This is a genomic window from Myxacorys sp., assembly GCF_059501405.1.
Genome location: NZ_JCACCM010000125.1, coordinates 1 through 16865 on the forward strand (window position 1 = coordinate 1; position 16865 = coordinate 16865).

At 48.6% G+C, this 16865-nt stretch carries 13 protein-coding genes; 2 read left to right on the plus strand and 11 right to left on the minus strand.

All coding sequences use genetic code 11. The features are described from left to right. Nucleotides 1-620: 620 nt before the first annotated feature. Nucleotides 621-1775 carry a DNA polymerase III subunit beta gene (gene dnaN, locus AC5I6P_RS17105; RefSeq protein ID WP_495694985.1) on the plus strand — a complete coding sequence of 385 codons (1155 nt, stop codon included), beginning with the start codon at nt 621-623 and terminating at the stop codon, nt 1773-1775. Between the two features lie 103 nt (nt 1776-1878). Here dnaN and AC5I6P_RS17110 read toward each other — a convergent pair whose 3' ends face one another. From AC5I6P_RS17110 to AC5I6P_RS17135, 6 genes are all read right to left on the minus strand, one after another. Continuing rightward, complete coding sequence (locus AC5I6P_RS17110) at nt 1879-3303, minus strand: PP2C family protein-serine/threonine phosphatase (protein WP_495694986.1); 1425 nt, start codon at nt 3301-3303, stop codon at nt 1879-1881. Nucleotides 3304-3730: 427 nt separating this feature from the next. Then, entirely contained in the window at nt 3731-5350 is a 1620-nt protein-coding gene (gene ftsY, locus AC5I6P_RS17115; RefSeq protein ID WP_495694987.1) for a signal recognition particle-docking protein FtsY, read from the minus strand. Between the two features lie 79 nt (nt 5351-5429). Further along, the gene (nusB, locus tag AC5I6P_RS17120) at nt 5430-6056 is read right to left on the minus strand and encodes a transcription antitermination factor NusB (RefSeq protein WP_495694988.1); all 627 of its coding nucleotides are present in this window, start codon (nt 6054-6056) and stop codon (nt 5430-5432) included. An 88-nt stretch (nt 6057-6144) separates the two neighbouring features. Beyond that, nucleotides 6145-6873 (minus strand): DUF502 domain-containing protein, encoded by a 729-nt coding sequence (locus tag AC5I6P_RS17125; protein ID WP_495694989.1) that lies wholly within the window; start codon nt 6871-6873, stop codon nt 6145-6147. Nucleotides 6874-7183: 310 nt separating this feature from the next. Further along, nucleotides 7184-8065, minus strand: coding sequence for a glycosyltransferase family 2 protein (locus AC5I6P_RS17130; protein WP_495694990.1), 882 nt, complete (start codon nt 8063-8065; stop codon nt 7184-7186). Between the two features lie 132 nt (nt 8066-8197). After that, complete coding sequence (locus AC5I6P_RS17135) at nt 8198-9016, minus strand: HpsJ family protein (RefSeq protein ID WP_495694991.1); 819 nt, start codon at nt 9014-9016, stop codon at nt 8198-8200. 396 nt (nt 9017-9412) lie between these two features. Between AC5I6P_RS17135 and AC5I6P_RS17140 the strand changes: the two genes are divergently transcribed. Next, the gene (locus tag AC5I6P_RS17140) at nt 9413-10219 is read left to right on the plus strand and encodes an SMP-30/gluconolactonase/LRE family protein (RefSeq protein WP_495694992.1); all 807 of its coding nucleotides are present in this window, start codon (nt 9413-9415) and stop codon (nt 10217-10219) included. Between the two features lie 51 nt (nt 10220-10270). Here AC5I6P_RS17140 and AC5I6P_RS17145 read toward each other — a convergent pair whose 3' ends face one another. The 5 genes from AC5I6P_RS17145 to AC5I6P_RS17165 form a co-directional block, all read right to left on the minus strand. Further along, nucleotides 10271-12088, minus strand: a complete 1818-nt coding sequence (locus tag AC5I6P_RS17145; RefSeq protein ID WP_495694993.1) for an aspartate kinase — start codon at nt 12086-12088, stop codon at nt 10271-10273. Nucleotides 12089-12588: 500 nt separating this feature from the next. Next, nucleotides 12589-12732, minus strand: a complete 144-nt coding sequence (locus AC5I6P_RS17150) for a high light inducible protein (RefSeq protein ID WP_495694994.1) — start codon at nt 12730-12732, stop codon at nt 12589-12591. 74 nt (nt 12733-12806) lie between these two features. Then, the gene (locus AC5I6P_RS17155; protein WP_495694995.1) at nt 12807-14480 is read right to left on the minus strand and encodes a GldG family protein; all 1674 of its coding nucleotides are present in this window, start codon (nt 14478-14480) and stop codon (nt 12807-12809) included. Between the two features lie 56 nt (nt 14481-14536). Further along, the gene (locus AC5I6P_RS17160; RefSeq protein ID WP_495694996.1) at nt 14537-15337 is read right to left on the minus strand and encodes an ABC transporter permease; all 801 of its coding nucleotides are present in this window, start codon (nt 15335-15337) and stop codon (nt 14537-14539) included. Next, nucleotides 15338-16393 (minus strand): ABC transporter ATP-binding protein, encoded by a 1056-nt coding sequence (locus AC5I6P_RS17165; protein ID WP_495694997.1) that lies wholly within the window; start codon nt 16391-16393, stop codon nt 15338-15340. Between the last annotated feature and the right edge of the window lie 472 nt (nt 16394-16865).

Below are 16865 nucleotides of genomic sequence, written 5' to 3' on the forward strand. Positions count from 1 at the left end.
AGTCCGAGTGGCTGCATGACGTGGTCATTGGACTATTCATCAATCGATTCGAGTTTGGGCTGTCGGTTTAGCTACCTTTCCCCAGGTCTAGAACACAACCGACGCAAGTTCTTCCACCATTTGAACCAATAGCAGTTAAACACTGCAGTGTTTAACTAAATTTATTGCATTCCACAATAAATATCAAATTTATCTATATGATTTAGCGACCAACCGCAGATCTGTGGAAAACCTACAAGTTTTTGTGGAAAACTTTGTGGGAAACCTGTCGAAAACTCGATTGTTTCAGTAGAAACTGAAAACTACGGGAGATATTAATTGAGCCTTTCCATACGTTTTCCACAGCTTAACGGGGAATAAAGCTCTTTCTCTACAAGAACTCTAGAAGTTTTCCACAGTTTCCACAGACCGTGCGATCGCATTCCTTGTCCTTCGACCCCCAAAACTTCCTTAAAGATCTGTGAAACGATCGCTGAAGGAGTGCTACTATGCTCAAACAAGATTCCTCAACGCTACATATAGTTTTAAATTCTTCTTTAACTGCTTATCTAGCGCTTACTTTAATCTGAATTAGTTTTCCACAGCCTTCTCAACAACTGTCTTTCATTCCTATCACCGCCATGAAACTGGTTTGCGCTCAAAATCATCTCAATGCTCATTTATCGCTGGTCGGTCGTGCGGTTTCATCTCGTCCCACTCATCCTGTCTTAGCGAATGTTCTCCTCAATGCCGATGAGGAAACCCAACAAATTAAGCTCAGCGCTTTTGATTTGAGCCTTGGCATTCAAACAAGCTTCCCAGCTCAAGTGGAGGAAGGCGGCACACTGACGCTTCCGGCAAAGCTGCTGAGTGATATTGTGTCTCGCTTGCCAGAGGGCAACATCACCTTAGACAACAGTTCAGACAATGGCTCAAACGATAACTATTTGACCAATTTGACCTGTGCTTCCGGTCAATATCAAGTACGGGGTATGGGTGCAGAAGAATTTCCAGAACTGCCAACGATCGAGGACGGCGAAAAGACTCAGCTCTCGGCTGAAGCCCTAATTGATGGTTTACGTGGCTCTCTGTTTGCAGCGTCTGCGGATGAAACCAAGCAGGTACTCACGGGAGTACACGTCAGCGTTCAGTCCGATGGGTTAGAGTTTGCGGCAACCGATGGTCATCGTCTTGCTGTCGTTCATACCCTAGATCAGGGTGATGAGCAGAGTGCCAGAAATGAGAGCAGCTTGGATGTAACGGTTCCAGCGAAAGCTCTACAGGAACTGATAAAGATGCTCGATCGCCAGGGTAGTAATTCGGTGGATGTCCAGTTTGATCAAGGACAAGTCGTGTTTGAGTGGACAGATCAACGGATTACCAGTCGCTTGCTCGAAGGTCAGTATCCCAACTATCGCCAACTTGTTCCCCGTCAGTTTGCTCATCAGGTGAGTCTGGATCGGCGGTTGTTTCTCAGTGCGTTAGAGCGAATCTCGGTGCTGGCAGACCAGAAGAACAATATTGTCAAAATGACGTTAGATGGTGCAACTCAGCAGATGACGTTAGCCGTTGATGCTCAAGATGTTGGTAGCGGTCGTGAATCGATGCCTGCTCAAATCACAGGTGACGGGATGGACATCGCCTTCAATGTTAAGTATTTGATGGATGGCTTAAAGGCAATTAGTACAGCCGATGTGCAGATTCAATTAAACACACCGACTAGCCCTGCCGTGCTATCGCCCATTGGTGCGTTGAAGATGACATACTTAGTGATGCCTGTGCAAGTTCGTAACTAATACCGAGAGAACAACTTTTTCACGATGAAATCTTAGATTTCATCGTGAAAAAGTTGTTCATTGAAGCCTGACAGATGTACCGGATTATAAGTCCTGCTAAACCTCAGGACGGCTGAACCCGCATCACCACCAACGTCATGTCATCCGAATGCGTACTGCCAGCGCCAATGAATTGCTGAACGCGATCGAACAGATGCTTCAAGATCAACTGAGGATCGTTATAGTGACAACACGCCCACCGAAACGCACTCATTAAATTCTCTTCATCAAACCGCTGACCATACGGATTTGCCGCATCTGTAAAGCCATCGGTGTAATAAATAATCGTATCGCCAGAGTTAAGCTGCACCGTTGCATCCTGATACTGAGTTTCGGCATCTAGTCCAATTAACATTCCCAGTGTATCTAATCGCTTAATCGTATCCGTTGATGCTTGCCACAATAGCGGTGGGTTGTGAGCCGCATTGCTATAGGACAGAATGCGCGTTTGGGGATTGTACTCAGAATAGAACAGGGTCACAAACCGATTTGAGTTTTCCAGATCGGCATACATGACTTGGTTGAGATGCTGCAAGATGCGGGCTGGAGAGTGCCCATTAAGGACCTCTGCTCGCAGCATTCCACGAGTCATGGTCATGATCAGTCCGGCGGGAACGCCCTTGCCCATCACATCGCCAATCGTAACGCTCCAGCGCCCGGTCGAGTTGTCGCTCCCCGTGCGTACCTGCCCATAGTCGGCAGGAATAAAGTCGTAATAGTCGCCGCCGACGCGATTGGCCGTCTTACACAAGGCAGCGAGTTCAACGCCTTGAATGGTTGGGCATTGACGAGGCAATAAGCGTAACTGAATATCTGCGCCGATCTCTAACTCGCGATCGAGGCGTTCTTTTTTCCGCAGTTCAACCGTCAGCTCATCGTTCTCGATCGCGACGGCGGTTTGGTCAGCAATTAAGCGCACCAATTTCTGCCGGGTTTCTGTCCACTCATAGTCCTCGTCTCGGCTAAACACATACAGGCGGCCCCGCTCACTGTTTTTAATCAAAATTCCAGTGCCAAAAATCTGAATTCCAGAACCTAGCTGACGTGCCACCTGAGTGTCGAGCATCGTCACTACCTGCGACGATCGCGCCAAGGCTTCTCCTGGGGGCAGCCCGCTCAAGGAAGCCGTCATCTGCCGAGTTGCCGCCTCTAGCGCTTTGCGGACTTCTTGCCCCCAGTGCGTGTCCTGACAGTGCAAGCGCTCTAGCTTAACTTGTCCATTAGGGCGGAACAAAATCAGCGCGCCGCCATCAGCATCCGTAACCCGGCTCGCCATTAAAGGAATTAGTTCTAAAAACTGATTAAGGTTGCTAAAGCTCCGCAGGGCAAATCCTAGAGAACTCAGCAGATCTTGGATCTTATGCTGCTCTCGATTGAGGCGAGACACCAGTTCTTTGAGCGCAAACACGGGGGTCACGTCCGATGAGCCTGATCCGTCGTTACGATCGGGCGGTTGAGAGGGCTGTCTAGGAAGAGGCACAGCAGTCATTCGATCCGGTGAAGTTAGAGAACACAGTACAGCGAAATGGGCTAGAAAATTGTTTCCTTTGAGTTAGGAGCAAGATCCGTTGTAGCCATCAATCTTAGCGGAAGAGTTGCAAATCGGGTTGTACGAACATTAATGGTACGAACAGTAGAGGTGCGGTTTTATTACTAGCGGACAGCAACAGAAGAAGTCAATGTAGTTCGTATCCTTCCAAGGAAGGACGATGCAGACCGCGAGCGATCGTGACCTTAGCAATTAAGACCGATAGCCGAACATGACTCAAGCAGGATAGAACACTCTCTTTTAGGAAAGCCTCATCCCATTCGCTGAGATAGTCTCGGCATATTCTACGGGCTCCAAACAATTTTGAGCACATTAATCGTTACAGAGTGCCCCAACTTCACAAAAAGCACATGTCGGTGGATAGGGTTTAACCACTAATCAAAGCTTCCACAAATTCATAGCTCGAAAAGGGTCTCAAATCTTCGATGCCTTCGCCTGCACCGATAAAGCGAATCGGCAGACCCAGTTGCTCGACCACCGCTAAGGCAATTCCACCTTTTGCTGTGCCGTCTAGCTTGGTCAGCACGACGCCACTAAGCTGTGCCGCTTCTGCAAACACTTTTGCCTGCTGCAATCCATTCTGTCCCAGCGTCGCATCCAGTACGAGCAGAGATTCTACCTTAGCGTTGGTTGCCTTTTTATCAATAATCCGACGAATTTTATTCAATTCGTCCATCAGGTTTTTCTTATTTTGCAGGCGTCCTGCCGTATCGATCAGCAACAGTTCTGTCCCACGAGATTGAGCCGCTGCAATGCCATCAAACACAACGGCGGCGGGATCGGTATTTTGTCCGGGATTGGCAATGACCTCAACATTACTGCGCTGTCCCCAAACCTTGACTTGCTCAACCGCCGCTGCACGAAACGTGTCGGCAGCAGCAATCAGGCAGAGGTAGCCCGATTTCTGAGCGATATGAGCGAGTTTGCCGATCGTGGTCGTTTTGCCTGCCCCGTTTACGCCTGTCATTAGCCAAATGTTAAGTGTGTCTTTTTCGGGTGCAAAGAAGACGCTGTGCGATCCTTGCAGGGGACGGTCGAGCAACTCGCGTAGGATTTGTTTGAGGTATGCGAGCGCTTGCTCTGGTGGCAGGGTTTCCTCTCGTAACCGGCTCTGCAAGGCCTGAATCACTCTATCCGTAGCTTCGACACCGGCATCGGCTTGTAGCAGTAGCGATTCAATTTCTAGAACCGCATCTTCGTTGAGCGGACCTTGACCCACGATCGCCTTGAGCTGATTTACCAAACTGCGTCGGGTCTTATCCAACCCCTGGCGCAGTCGCTTTAACCACGTGATTTCTTCGAGGGTAATATCTTGAGCGCGGCGTCCCATCGCGGAAAGGACTTCGGTTGACCACAAGAAGCCTTCATCCAGGGTGAGCGGAATCCCAGAATCCGATTCCTCGACTAGGGCGGCATTAGTTTGAGGGCTTGCAGTAACGTCAGGCTCTTCCGCAATCGCAGTGGCTCGCAGCCGCTCTAAGCGGGCGGCTCGTTCTTCGGCTTCGGCTTGTGCCCACAAAGGAACATTTTGGGTAACTGGGGGTTCAGGTTCGGTTGTGGCTTTGTCTATCTGAGTCTCTAGGGGTTGAGAAGCGGGGGCTGCCGAGTCCTCTAGAACGTCAGCTTGGTCTGATAGAACAGCAGGCGTTGGCTCTTCTGCAATGGTTTCTGGCGTCAAGGCGACGGTTTCTTCAGCAGTAATCGTAGGCTCAGAAACAGGCTCAGAGGGTTGCTCAACGTCCTCTTGAATTGAGTCCGCTTGATCAGATTCTGCTGGAGGGACAGGCGCGGCTTCTTGCTGCTTACGTTGTTTAATCGCTTCTAAGGCAATTCTGGCACGCTCGATCGCGGCCTGCTTTGCCTGTTCTGGATCTTCAACCGCTTCGATCGGCTCAGCATCTGATGTAGAGGCATCCGGCTGAGTCGCTTCAGAGACGTCTGCCTCTGCCTTTGGTTGATTGAAACGATTAAACCAATTGAACGCCATTGCAAATACCAGAGACTTTCAGAATTAACTTTTAGAATTAAATTTATAGCAGAAAGGGGTGCAGGGTAATTCCCATCGCCTATTCTCTCACTCCCGCTTTAAGTTGCTCCGTCACTCTCCTTAGCACACCATTAATAAATCGGTGTCCATCCTCGCTGCTGTACCGCTTCGCCATCTCGATCGCTTCGTTGATGGCGACCTTATCAGGAATGCCCAGAAACATCATTTCGGTCACAGCAATGCGAAGAATGTCTCGATCGATCGTCGCTAGACGGTCGAGTTGCCAATCAACCAGGGCTTCGTTAAGCAACTGATCGACATGTTGGCGCTCTTGTTGTAGGCGCGTAATGATTTCGAGGGCAAACGTGCGGACGTCGGTTTGGTTCGCGAGTTGAATGAATTCGGGAATCTCAATCGCACTCCCCAACCGATTGATTGCCTTTTCGGTTAGCGCGATCGCGTCTTCCACCATTGTTCTAGCACTCTCGACGGTGTTGGCACGCGTTTCACTCGCAAGAAGTTGATTGTTACCTCGTTGAAGCTCTGCCGATGCCGTTTCCAAGGCATCGCGGGCTTCGGTTGCAAGCGTGCGAACGGCTGCCACAATCAGATCTTGAAGTTTTTGAGTATTGAGGCGCTCTGCGGTCGTGGGGAGTTGACTGATGCTCAAGAGGGCAAGTTCGCGGGAAATTCGACGGGCTTGCATGGCGGCTGTTTGGCTCGGTTCAAGTTAGCTCGCTTATCTTAACAAGTTTAAGGGTGCAAGTTTGGAGGCGGGGTTTGGGCAGAGATGGCTAAACCGATTCTTCTTCGACGATTAGGGGTTTTCGAGTTGATTCTACTAAGGGTTCTAGAACGCGCTTGCGACTAGGTGCCGCTTGGGAGACAAATGCAGTTGAGTCCGGGCTGACAATGCCACCAGAAATAATCACTTTGAAGGCGTCTTCGATCGGCATCGATAAGGTAATTGTCTCGGCCTCCGGCACGATCGTATACCAACCTGTTGTGGGATTGGGAGTGGTGGGAATAAAGACGCTCAGCATCTCCGCTGAAAAATGAGACTGAACTTCAGCCCCGATCGCGCCTGTGACAAATCCAAGCGACCAGATGCCTGGACGGGGATATTCCACTAAAACAACACGGCGAAACTTCCCGCCTGTGTCTCGTAACAACGTTTCTAACAGTTGCTTTAGAGTTTTGTAAATCGCACCAGCAAGAGGAATGGCTTGCAGCAACCGTTCGCCAAACTCTAAAAGCCACCGTCCAGCGATGTTACGCGCCATCAACCCGATGAAGAGAATAGACAGTAACGGCACCGCTAAACCAACGGTGAAATTTAAAAAGCTGACTAGAATTGGGTTTAGACCGTCAAAGGGGCTGAGTTGCTTGGGTACGCGCGTGAGAAAATCGATGACCCAAGTTGAGATCGTATAGGTTAACCAGATTGTGGTGGCTAGAGGGATAACCACCAGTAGACCTGCGATCAGGTCATTTTTGAGATCTTGTTTGAGACGTTGGATCACAGACAGCCTACTCTCCATCTGGCTACAAACGCTGAATGCTTCAATCGTGTTCTTATAGTTCGATCATAAACAATGATTTGAACAATAACATCAGGCTAGAGGTGGGTTAATTCTTGTCTAAACAAGTGATCCCCACTTCATTACTGTTGTCTTAAGCCTACTATCCTACTGGTAAAGTTTGTAAGGACTGGTGCAAGCTAATTTTAATTTAGATAAGATTTTCCTATCCCAACTGTTGTGCTTCACAGAAAAAGAACCGAGGCATTACAGCTCTCAATAATCGTCTATACAAGCGTTCTTGCCCGGAATACTAAAGGGAAGCAGGAGCCTCAGGAGATGCTTCTTGAAGTGGTGAGGGGTTGAGCTGAGGAGACGCAATCGGCATGTGCTTCATCTCCCATACTTTCAGCAAAATGAGATATTCATAAAACGCTTGCAGCACACACCAAGTGAACCCCGCCCGGCCATCTAGCAGTCCCCCTAAAATGAAATACATATAAACAAATCGAATCAAGGGGCGAAACGGGAGGCGTAAGGAGAGATCTTTTAGTGCGCGTCGGCGTTCGACTTCTGACTGACCTAAAAATAACTCTTTCCAATTTACTGAGCCAGCGTCGAGTTGTCGGATTGTCTCGATCGCTTCGTTAGTAGAATACAGATTATGTTTCTCAATCCAGCGGCTCATGCCTTTGCCGCAGGTGTAATGAGGATAGGTTTCTTTAATAAAGCCTGTTGAGCCGTTGACGACTTCTCGCTCCGTGTGTCCATAGTCCGTAAACCACACCTTGTCTTTGCGAAACAGCCGAAGCTGATAGCGGGGATATTGGGTGCTGCGACGAATCCACTGCCCCATGAACATGACCCGTTCTGCCACATAGTAGCCGTCATGCTCAGGACGTTGAACGATGTCGAGGCATTCCTGAAACAACTCCGGCGTCATGCGCTCATCGGCTTCGAGAATGTAAACCCAGTCGTGCTTCGTCGGAACCGATTGCAGCATCCAGGTTCTCTGTTTACCGTGGCTCTCAAACTCGTGTTGAATGACACGTACCGGGTAGCGGTTGGCAATCTCAACCGTGCGATCGCGACTAAACGAATCAACCACAACGACATCACCAGAGGGCAACGCCGACTCAATACAGTCGGCGATATCAATTTCTTCGTTGTGGGTCAGGATGTAGATTGAGAACATGGAGAACTAGGGATGAGGGACGAGGGATGAAGGGTCGTGATTGTTGAGGGACTAGAGCCGCAATGCTAAAACCTCAGCCCCATCACTAGATTCAGCAGGTTTCTTCTTAATTTTCATCCCTCATCCTTTTTTTTACCGAAGCGTCGCCTTCCGGCGTCCGCCTATAATACCCATCTCGCGCAAACCCATTAAGCTGATGATGCCGTAACCCAAAGAGAGCAGTAAGCTGCTGATGCCAACGCGCACTCCTGTTTTCCAAAAATCGCCTTTGGCTTGATTTTCGAGTTGCTGTTTGCGATCGCGAATCTCGATCAGCTTCTGGTTGCGGAAATCTTTGGCGCGACCTTCAATCGCGTTCGGGTCAGTTTTGAGGGCTTGCAGTTCTTTGAGGGCTTGCTGAGCTTGTGCCTGCTGGTCTCCCTTCAGTTGTCCGCTACTAATCGCATCGTTGATTTGTTTAATCCGGTCGTCAAGCTGCTTGATTTGAGCCGGATCTTTGAGCGCTGCTTGAATTTGACCTTGGCGTTGCTGTACTTGGGTATCGAGTTGATTTTCCGCCCCTGTTGATTCTTCGGCAATGCGTTTGAGCGCTTGGTCAGACACCTGACGCGTATTGTTGAGATGAAGCGGAAAAGCAATCAGAAAAATAATGCTGAGCAGTCCGGCGAGTAGCAGCGCCCAAAACCGAATCGTGCTAAATGGCGCTTCGCGATCGCGGGGTGCTAAAGAACCATTCTCAAGAAACGACCCGGCAAACAAAAATGCCAGTCCAACCATTGGAATAATACCGCGATCGACAATTTGCGTGACGACCTGCGCAAACCAAGCTTTATCTGAAAAATTGGGCGGCACAAGTAGAGCGAAGTAGTCAATCAGCGATGACACGATCAAAATTGTGCCGACTAACTTGAGAACTAATGGGGCTGAAGGAAGGGAGTTACTAGCTTTCATCCGACTTTAAAACGTGGGTAACACTTCAAGGGGGCTGATGAATAAGATTCGTCGATCGTTTCACTGTTCTTATTCAGAGTTCCGCAAATGAATGAAAAAATGCTAATCAAAATCTGGAACGAAAAATCAATTTTCCAGCAAAGGTAGCAAAAAATTCTTTGGAAACTTGGCTATTCTACCTGAATTGTCTAAGACCCATTCAACGGAAGTAAAAAACCATACGATTGAGTGTTCTTATTCATCTGTCTTTCAACGAGGGTAGCACTCAACCGGAAGAACGGAACTAACCGTTAAAAAAACGGCAACCATTAGTCGAGAGCCTCACAAAACTTTGAACCACCCTAAGATGTAGGTGGCAGAAACAGTAGAAGTTATTCACTTGTATCAATTTCACTTGTGTCAATTTCAGTCATTGCTCAAGGCTTGAAGCTCTTAACACTGCAAGGCATTGCTCTTCAGGGTGATGCATTGGTCGTTCCGACGCTAGAAGGAACGCTAGTGCGGATTAGTCCGCAGGGCCAAGTCACTCCACTTGTGAATTTTCTAAGCGCCAACTTAGGCATTCCGTTTGCAATTACCGCCGAGCGCAACTCGCAAGGAAACCCGGCTCAAGATAACGCTCTCATTGTCACCGTAACAGGCTATCTTCCTGATCATTATCTAGTTCGCGTCAAACCCGATGGGACGTATGCCAAGATTACAGACCTGACTCAAATTTGTACTGAATTTGGAGCGCCGTTTGGGGTAGCGGTTTATCAACAGAATTATGTTGTTACGTTGTCAACGGATGTCGCAGAAGCCGTTGGTCAGATTGTGCGAGTCGGCCCGGACGGAACGATTTCTCAACCCATTTTGCTCGATGGGAGGGGTAACCCATTTGGCATTGCGGTTCAGACGGATGAATTTGTGGTGGCGCAGTCAAAAAGGCTATTGCTGCGCGTCACGCAGACGGGCAAAGTTTCGACAATAGTTGATCTGCAACAGGCGGGATTTGGCATTCCGTTTTTTGTGGCAGTTTGGAACACGGATTTAGTGATAACGACGAATTTAGGTTGGGTTGTCAAGCTAGATTCTGACGGCAAAATAGACGCGATCGTAAACGTCCGCGCGGCAAAATATGGTATCCCGTCGGGCATTGCGGTTTACCAGAATGACCTGATAGTTACAACAAATTCGGGCTATGTCCTCAGGCTCTCCCCTTGAGAGTAGTTTAGGAGAGTAGTTCATCAGAACCTTCACCTACGAATAGCGTCTCTAAGCCGATACCTGTACCTTGTGAGAGCCTGACAATTCAAACGCCGCATGAATTGTTTGCAGCGCCACAATGCCTTGATCTTCCGCCACTACACAACTCACTTTAATTTCAGAAGTTGCAATCATCTGAATGTTGATGCCTTTTTTGAACAGCGCATCAAACATGCGAGCCGCCACTCCTGGCTGTCCGACCATGTTAGATCCAACAATACTGACCTTCGCGATCGCGCTATCGACCACGACTTCGCCGCAGCCAAATTCAGCCGCCACGCTTTCTAACGTCGTCCGTGCCGCTTCCCCGTCCATTTGCGCCACGGTAAAGGCGATATCCCGCGTCATGGTGCCATTCACCACGCGACAGCGCTGAGATTGGATAATCATATCGACGCTGATGTTGTGCTCAGCCAGCCGTTGAAAAATTTTCGCCGCCATGCCAGGTCGATCGGGCACATGGCGAACAGCAACACGGGCTTGTTTGAGATCAAGCGCCACACCCCGCACTGGAGTTTCGGTGACATCAGGCAAGGTCGCCTCTGGAATGCGATAACCTGACTCATGAATGTCGAAGGCATTGCAGAGAACCGCGATCGCGCGATCGCAATCGACCTGATCAATCACACAACTGACTTTAACTTCCGAGGTCGAGATCATTTGAATGTTGATCCCTGCATCGGCAAGGGTTGAGAACATTTTGGCCGCCACTCCCGGACGCCCAATCATGCCTGCGCCTGCGATCGTCACTTTGGCAATTTTCTGTTCGATCATCACGTCAGGTGCCGCTTCGCTGCTGGGGGCATGACCCGCCATGAGAGCCGGAATAATGGCACTAGACACCGCTTCTGCACGAGTGAGGGAGTTTTTGATCACGGTGAAGGCAATATCGTTGCTATTGCCTTCGTGAATGGATTGGATAATTAAATCGACATCCAACCGCTGAGAGGCGATTTCACCAAACAGTTTTGCAGCAACACCAGGACGATCGGGAACGCGGAGGAGGGCGACTTTGGCTTGGTCTGTATCAAATTCCACCGCATCGACAGGACGGGCAATTTCTAACCCTTCGAGCGATCGCGTTTGCGGCTGTGGTGAGGTTACCCAGGTTCCGGGGTCGGTTGTCCAACTCGATCGCACGACGAGCGGAACGCCATAATTTCGAGCAATCTCCACAGCGCGAGGATGCAGCACTTTTGCACCAAGACTGGCAAGTTCTAACATCTCATCGCAGGTAATCTCGGTCATCAGCCGAGCATCTTCGACCAAGCGAGGATCTGCCGTGAGAATGCCGGGTACATCGGTGTAAATTTCACAAAAATCGGCTTTGAGCGCCGCCGCTAACGCGACTGCCGATGTATCAGAGCCACCCCGACCCAACGTTGTAATTTCTAAATCTTGAGCATTGCTAATGCCTTGAAATCCAGCTACAACAAGAACCTCGCCGTTCTGCAAGTGACGCTTCATGCGGTCAGTGGCAACGTTGAGAATGCGAGCGCGAGTGTGGTGGGTTTCAGTAATAATTCCGACTTGTGCGCCGGTAAGCGAGACGGCAGGCTGCCCAGCTTCTTGCAGTGCCATGCTGAGCAGCGCGATCGTCACTTGCTCTCCGGTGGAGAGCAGCATATCCATTTCTCGTCGATTGGGATTGGCAGAAATATCATGCGCCAGTTTGACCAAGCCATCGGTAGTCTTGCCCATCGCAGAAACCACGACTACCACTGAATTTCCGGCTTCGACAGTTTGCTTTACCCGTTGGGCGACTGCCTGGATTCGTTCGACCGTTCCAACTGAGGTTCCCCCGTACTTCTGAACAATGAGTGCCATGACTAATTCCTCACTACCGAAGGCTCAAGCCTCCGAAGCCCGCGTGGTTGTAGGGTTCTGATTGTATCGCGCTTTGTATCGCGCTTGGGAGGCTGAAGCACATGATTTTCTTAATCATACTGATGAGCCAGCGTCGCGAAACCTGATTTGAGACGGATTAAAACTAGACAGATTAAAACTAGTTGGCTTGTACTTTTGTCACAAAGCTGCGATTGTTGCTTCCAGATGGTCTATAGAATTGTTAGCTTCGATACACAAATTATTCAACATTATTCAACATTGATACCTTAACTTCGGAAGGCATCATGAATAGAACGTTAACAACTGGCTGCACCAAACTCCTGACGGTTCCTATAGCTTGCCACGCTATTCTTTAAAGTGAATTTTACTAAAAGATCTAAATAGTTAAGCCCGAAGAGCTTTCAAACTCTTCGGGCTTAATTTATGCGTTGAGGGACTGCTCATGTATTGAGCGTTGATTGAAAAATAAATCCTGAGCGTTACATCAAACCTAGTTGTGCCAAAATGCCCTTGCCGGTTACTAGCTCAATTGCAAATCCGATCGCTAATCCAAGCATGGCTAAACGACCGTTCCAAGTCTCAGCAAATGGGGTAAATCCAACCTTTCCTTCTTGCTTATCCATGTTTGAATCTCCTAAAAGATAGGTTTCTTAACATTATTTAACAGTAGGACAGTCCGTTTGGCAAGTCTCGCTACCTATCGTCTTTGCCACCAGAAGAATCCAGCCGTTAGAAAACCAAATAAGGGGACGATCGCGATCGCTAAAATTGCCAAGATAGTTGCCTGCTCAGTATTTAGCGTAATTCGACGGTTTTTAACATCTTTGGGACGCAAAGATAGTGGCTGTTGACCTTGCTGGCTCAGCCAATTGACCGCATTTAGGAATACGTCTCCATTAAGTTGCTGTCCAAAGTAGCTATCTGTCACAAAACCAGAGTTTCCTAACACGACTAAACGCGACTCTTTAGAAGATGGTGTAGGCGATGGGCTAATGGAAGGCGACGGACTGGGCGATGGACTTTCCGAGAAAGGTGAGACACTAGGCGATGGACTAGCTGAAGGTGATGGACTGGGTGATGGACTCAGATTAACCGTTCGAGAGAGAGCAACGCCAATGGTTAACGGCCCTGGGCGATCGCCGCCATCAAGCTTTAAGGGCTGTTCTTTCAGATTGCTTTCTGCCCAGCTTTTCGGGTCAGTTAATAATAACGGCGTGTTTTGAACGCCCGCGACAGGGCTAATGTCTAGCGGACGGGCAAGCGGATAAAACGAATAGCCATTTCCGAAGTCTTTTGTAATCGGATGAGTGCCGTACTGCGTCACGATTAAGCCTGCCGGACCCACACCCAACACCTTTTGCTCAGGTGAATTAATGGCAACGCGATCGTCCAGCTTCACACCCCATCCATTCAGCAGAGTGTCCAGTCCTGCTTTGATCGTTGGATCGACCGCAACGAAAATGTTTCCGCCCTGGTCAAGGTAGTCTTGCAGCGCTTTAACTTCTGCGTCTAGAACAGGACGAGTGGGACCGACAACTAGCACAACGCCCGCATCTGCTGGCACTTTTCCAGTCTGCGCCAAATTTAATGGCTGAGTGATAAAGCTTTTATTTCCTAGAGCTTCCACAGCTGTTGAAATTGCGCCTTCTCCCGCTTGCAAGGATTTTTCGCCGTGCCCTTGTAAGAAATAGACTGGAACCTGCCTGTCGTTGCTAATCTGCAAAATTGCGTTTGTGATTCTATTTTCTGATAGTCGCGTTTGAGAACTGATATTTTGAACAAATTGTTTGCGCTGCTTGGAGGGTAGTTCTAGAAAAACATCACGACTATCATTACTGTTTTTGATGTTAAAGTCTTTCGCTAAACCTGGATTACCTTCAGGGTCAACAAATTCAAATTTGAATCTTTGATTCTGCCGTTGGTAATTCTCTAATAATTGCTGATCTTGAGGATTCTGTTGATTGTCGAATACCCAAACTTTTACATCCTGATTTAATTCTTGTACGACTTGCTTCGATTCGGGGGATAGGGTGAATAGTCCTCCTTCAGTAAGGTCAACGCGAGCGGAGTGACGAACGGCTAGAAAGTTAATCAATCCTAAGATGACTAATACCGCGATCGTATTCACCACCGCATTTGTACTCGCTTGAGTGGAGCGGCGTTTCCAAAAGTTGGGTTGCAGCGTTTCTTCTCCGCGTCCTAAAAAAACCAGCCACAGTAAGAAGAGTACAACTCCAGCAATCAGTAACCCTAGCGGAACAGTTCCCCAAACGCCAGAGACAACGCCTGCCACAATACCCATAATGATCAGAATGGGAGCAAGCCAAAACAGATATTTCAGAAATTGAAGCTGGGGTTTGAACTTTTTCATGGTCAAGGTATGGGATAGAGGCAGACGAAATCCGGTTTGTACGCGGAGAATTCAAACTAGGATCGCTGGAATCGTAGAGCGTCGATTGATTGAGCGGTGAGAAAAATGCCTAATAGGATGTAACTTGCGAATAAGACCAAGCTTCCTGTATCGACAACGCCTTGCACGAGGTTGGTGTAGTGCTTTAGCAGTGACAGATGCCCGATCGCATCGGCTAATCCACCTGTAAAGTTTTTTGCAATTAGATCAACAACCCATAGGCCTAATACTAATGCGAATGTAAAAATAGCGGCCAAGATAGTGCTATCGGTGAGGGAAGAGATAAACATTCCCAATGATAAGACGGCGGCTGCTAGTAATATTAATCCGCCGTGACCGAGTAATAGAATGCTAGGCTGCACAGGAGGATTAACATTTGCAAGTGCGATCGCTTCATAGATTAGCAACGGAAGCGACATCGTGACAAAGAATGTCACAACACCCAGCAATTTTCCGATCGCAACAGACCAATTGGTGAGTGGTGATGTTGCTAATAGCTCTAACGTGCCGCGCTTGCGCTCTTCTGCATATAGTCCCATTGATAAGATGGGCAGCACAAATAGGGAGAGCGATCCTACAACGCCTAACACGGCTCGAATAAACTCGTAAGGAATATCGATCGGAGGAACAGATACGCCTGCTCCCGCTTGAGCATCATAGAGCGCGGCTTGCCCCACAATTCCTTCTAGCGTTGCCCAAAATAGAAAGCCAGAGACTAACCAAAAGATCGCCGCGATCGCATAGGCAAGCGGGGATGCAAAGTAGCTCAATAACTCCCGTCGATAGATCGCCAAAATGTTTGCTAAAACGGTTTTCATCTATCTTGCATCCTCTGATGGGGTTTCGGTGGGCAGTACTTCAGATTTGGTCGATGGAGGTTCGGTGTCAACGTTATCTGTGGTGTCTGCGGTTTCAGGCGTGGCTTCTAGCGGTTTTTCTTCGGTTGTGAGGTCTAGAAACACATCTTCTAGGCTGGCTTGAACGCGGCGCATTTCATACAGTCCTAACCCATTGCGAACGAGTGCTGCCGCGATCGCATGTCCGGGTTCAGCATTTGATTCGGACACGACCCGGACTTTGATTCGATGTTCGGGCAGGTTCTCAATCTGCATCTCTTCAACGTGTTTCACGCCTTCAACCCGCTGCAAGCATTGTTGAACGGCAATTGAATTGCCCGCAATATCCAATTCGTACCCTGAACCGCCCATCAATTGTTCCATTAATGATGCAGGCGTGTTGGTCGCAACGACTCGACCGCGATTGATAATGGCGACGCGATCGCACGTCATGCTGACTTCGGGCAAGATGTGTGTCGAGAGAATGACGGTGTGATCGTTGGCGAGTTGTTTGATTAAATTCCGCACGTCGATGATTTGCCTGGGATCGAGTCCGACGGTCGGTTCATCGAGAATAATCACTGGTGGATCGTGAACAATCGCTTGAGCAATGCCGACTCGTTGCCGAAAGCCCTTAGATAGCTTGCGAATGAGCGTCTTGCGTTTCTCGACTAAGTTACATTTTTCGATTGCTGCTTTGATTCGATTCGCGCGATCGCCTGCACTGACGCCCTTAATTTGTGCTACGAAATTGAGAAACCCTTCTACCGTCATTTCAGGGTAGAGCGGCGGCGTTTCTGGCAAATATCCGATTCGTTGCCGCACTTCCATTGAGTGTTCGTGTACCTCAAATCCTGCGACTTTTGCAGTTCCACGACTAGCAGGCAGGTAGCCTGACAGAATTCGCATTGTGGTTGTTTTTCCGGCTCCGTTGGGGCCGAGAAAGCCGAGAATTTCGCCCGGTGCAACCGAGAAGGTGACATCCTCGATCGCAGGGGTAGAACCGTAGATTTTGCTGAGATGCTCAACTTCGATCATGAGATGAGGAACGAATTTAGGGCGTGCAGTCGGTAGAGTAACAAACTTTGGGGTTAACTGCTACTGAATTGACGCAAACCGATATTTTTTGCTCCTAATAGATCTGGATTAGCGCTGGAAGTTGTAGAAATCTACATTTAACTCTGCAAGAGTTGTCCTCACCGTGATCGAGGAGTAGTCTCTGATGCTTGATCAACGCGATCGCTATGAGGAGGTGATCGCATTGATAATGCTGGAGCAGCGATCGCGCTTGCGTATCCCAACAAGCGTTTATTGAAACAGAGAAAGCAATTACTGAAATGAAGTGAGCAAAACTAATAATAGAGCAAGCGAAATCAATAGTTGCCTTCTCGTTCATAATAAACGGTTAAGCAAAATCAATATTCCTTTAAGCGTTTCTTATAGCTGAGTAAGCAGAATCAATAGTTGCCTTCTCGTTCATAATAAACGGTTAAGCAAAATCAATATTCCT

Coding starts and splice junctions, on each gene's coding strand:
- dnaN (WP_495694985.1), top strand. CDS start 621: ATGAAACTGGTTTGCGCTCAAAATCATCTCAATGCTCATTTATCGCTG.
- AC5I6P_RS17110 (WP_495694986.1), bottom strand. CDS start 3,303: ATGACTGCTGTGCCTCTTCCTAGACAGCCCTCTCAACCGCCCGATCGT.
- ftsY (WP_495694987.1), bottom strand. CDS start 5,350: ATGGCGTTCAATTGGTTTAATCGTTTCAATCAACCAAAGGCAGAGGCA.
- nusB (WP_495694988.1), bottom strand. CDS start 6,056: ATGCAAGCCCGTCGAATTTCCCGCGAACTTGCCCTCTTGAGCATCAGT.
- AC5I6P_RS17130 (WP_495694990.1), bottom strand. CDS start 8,065: ATGTTCTCAATCTACATCCTGACCCACAACGAAGAAATTGATATCGCC.
- AC5I6P_RS17135 (WP_495694991.1), bottom strand. CDS start 9,016: ATGAAAGCTAGTAACTCCCTTCCTTCAGCCCCATTAGTTCTCAAGTTA.
- AC5I6P_RS17145 (WP_495694993.1), bottom strand. CDS start 12,088: ATGGCACTCATTGTTCAGAAGTACGGGGGAACCTCAGTTGGAACGGTC.
- AC5I6P_RS17150 (WP_495694994.1), bottom strand. CDS start 12,732: ATGGATAAGCAAGAAGGAAAGGTTGGATTTACCCCATTTGCTGAGACT.
- AC5I6P_RS17155 (WP_495694995.1), bottom strand. CDS start 14,480: ATGAAAAAGTTCAAACCCCAGCTTCAATTTCTGAAATATCTGTTTTGG.
- AC5I6P_RS17160 (WP_495694996.1), bottom strand. CDS start 15,337: ATGAAAACCGTTTTAGCAAACATTTTGGCGATCTATCGACGGGAGTTA.
- AC5I6P_RS17165 (WP_495694997.1), bottom strand. CDS start 16,393: ATGATCGAAGTTGAGCATCTCAGCAAAATCTACGGTTCTACCCCTGCG.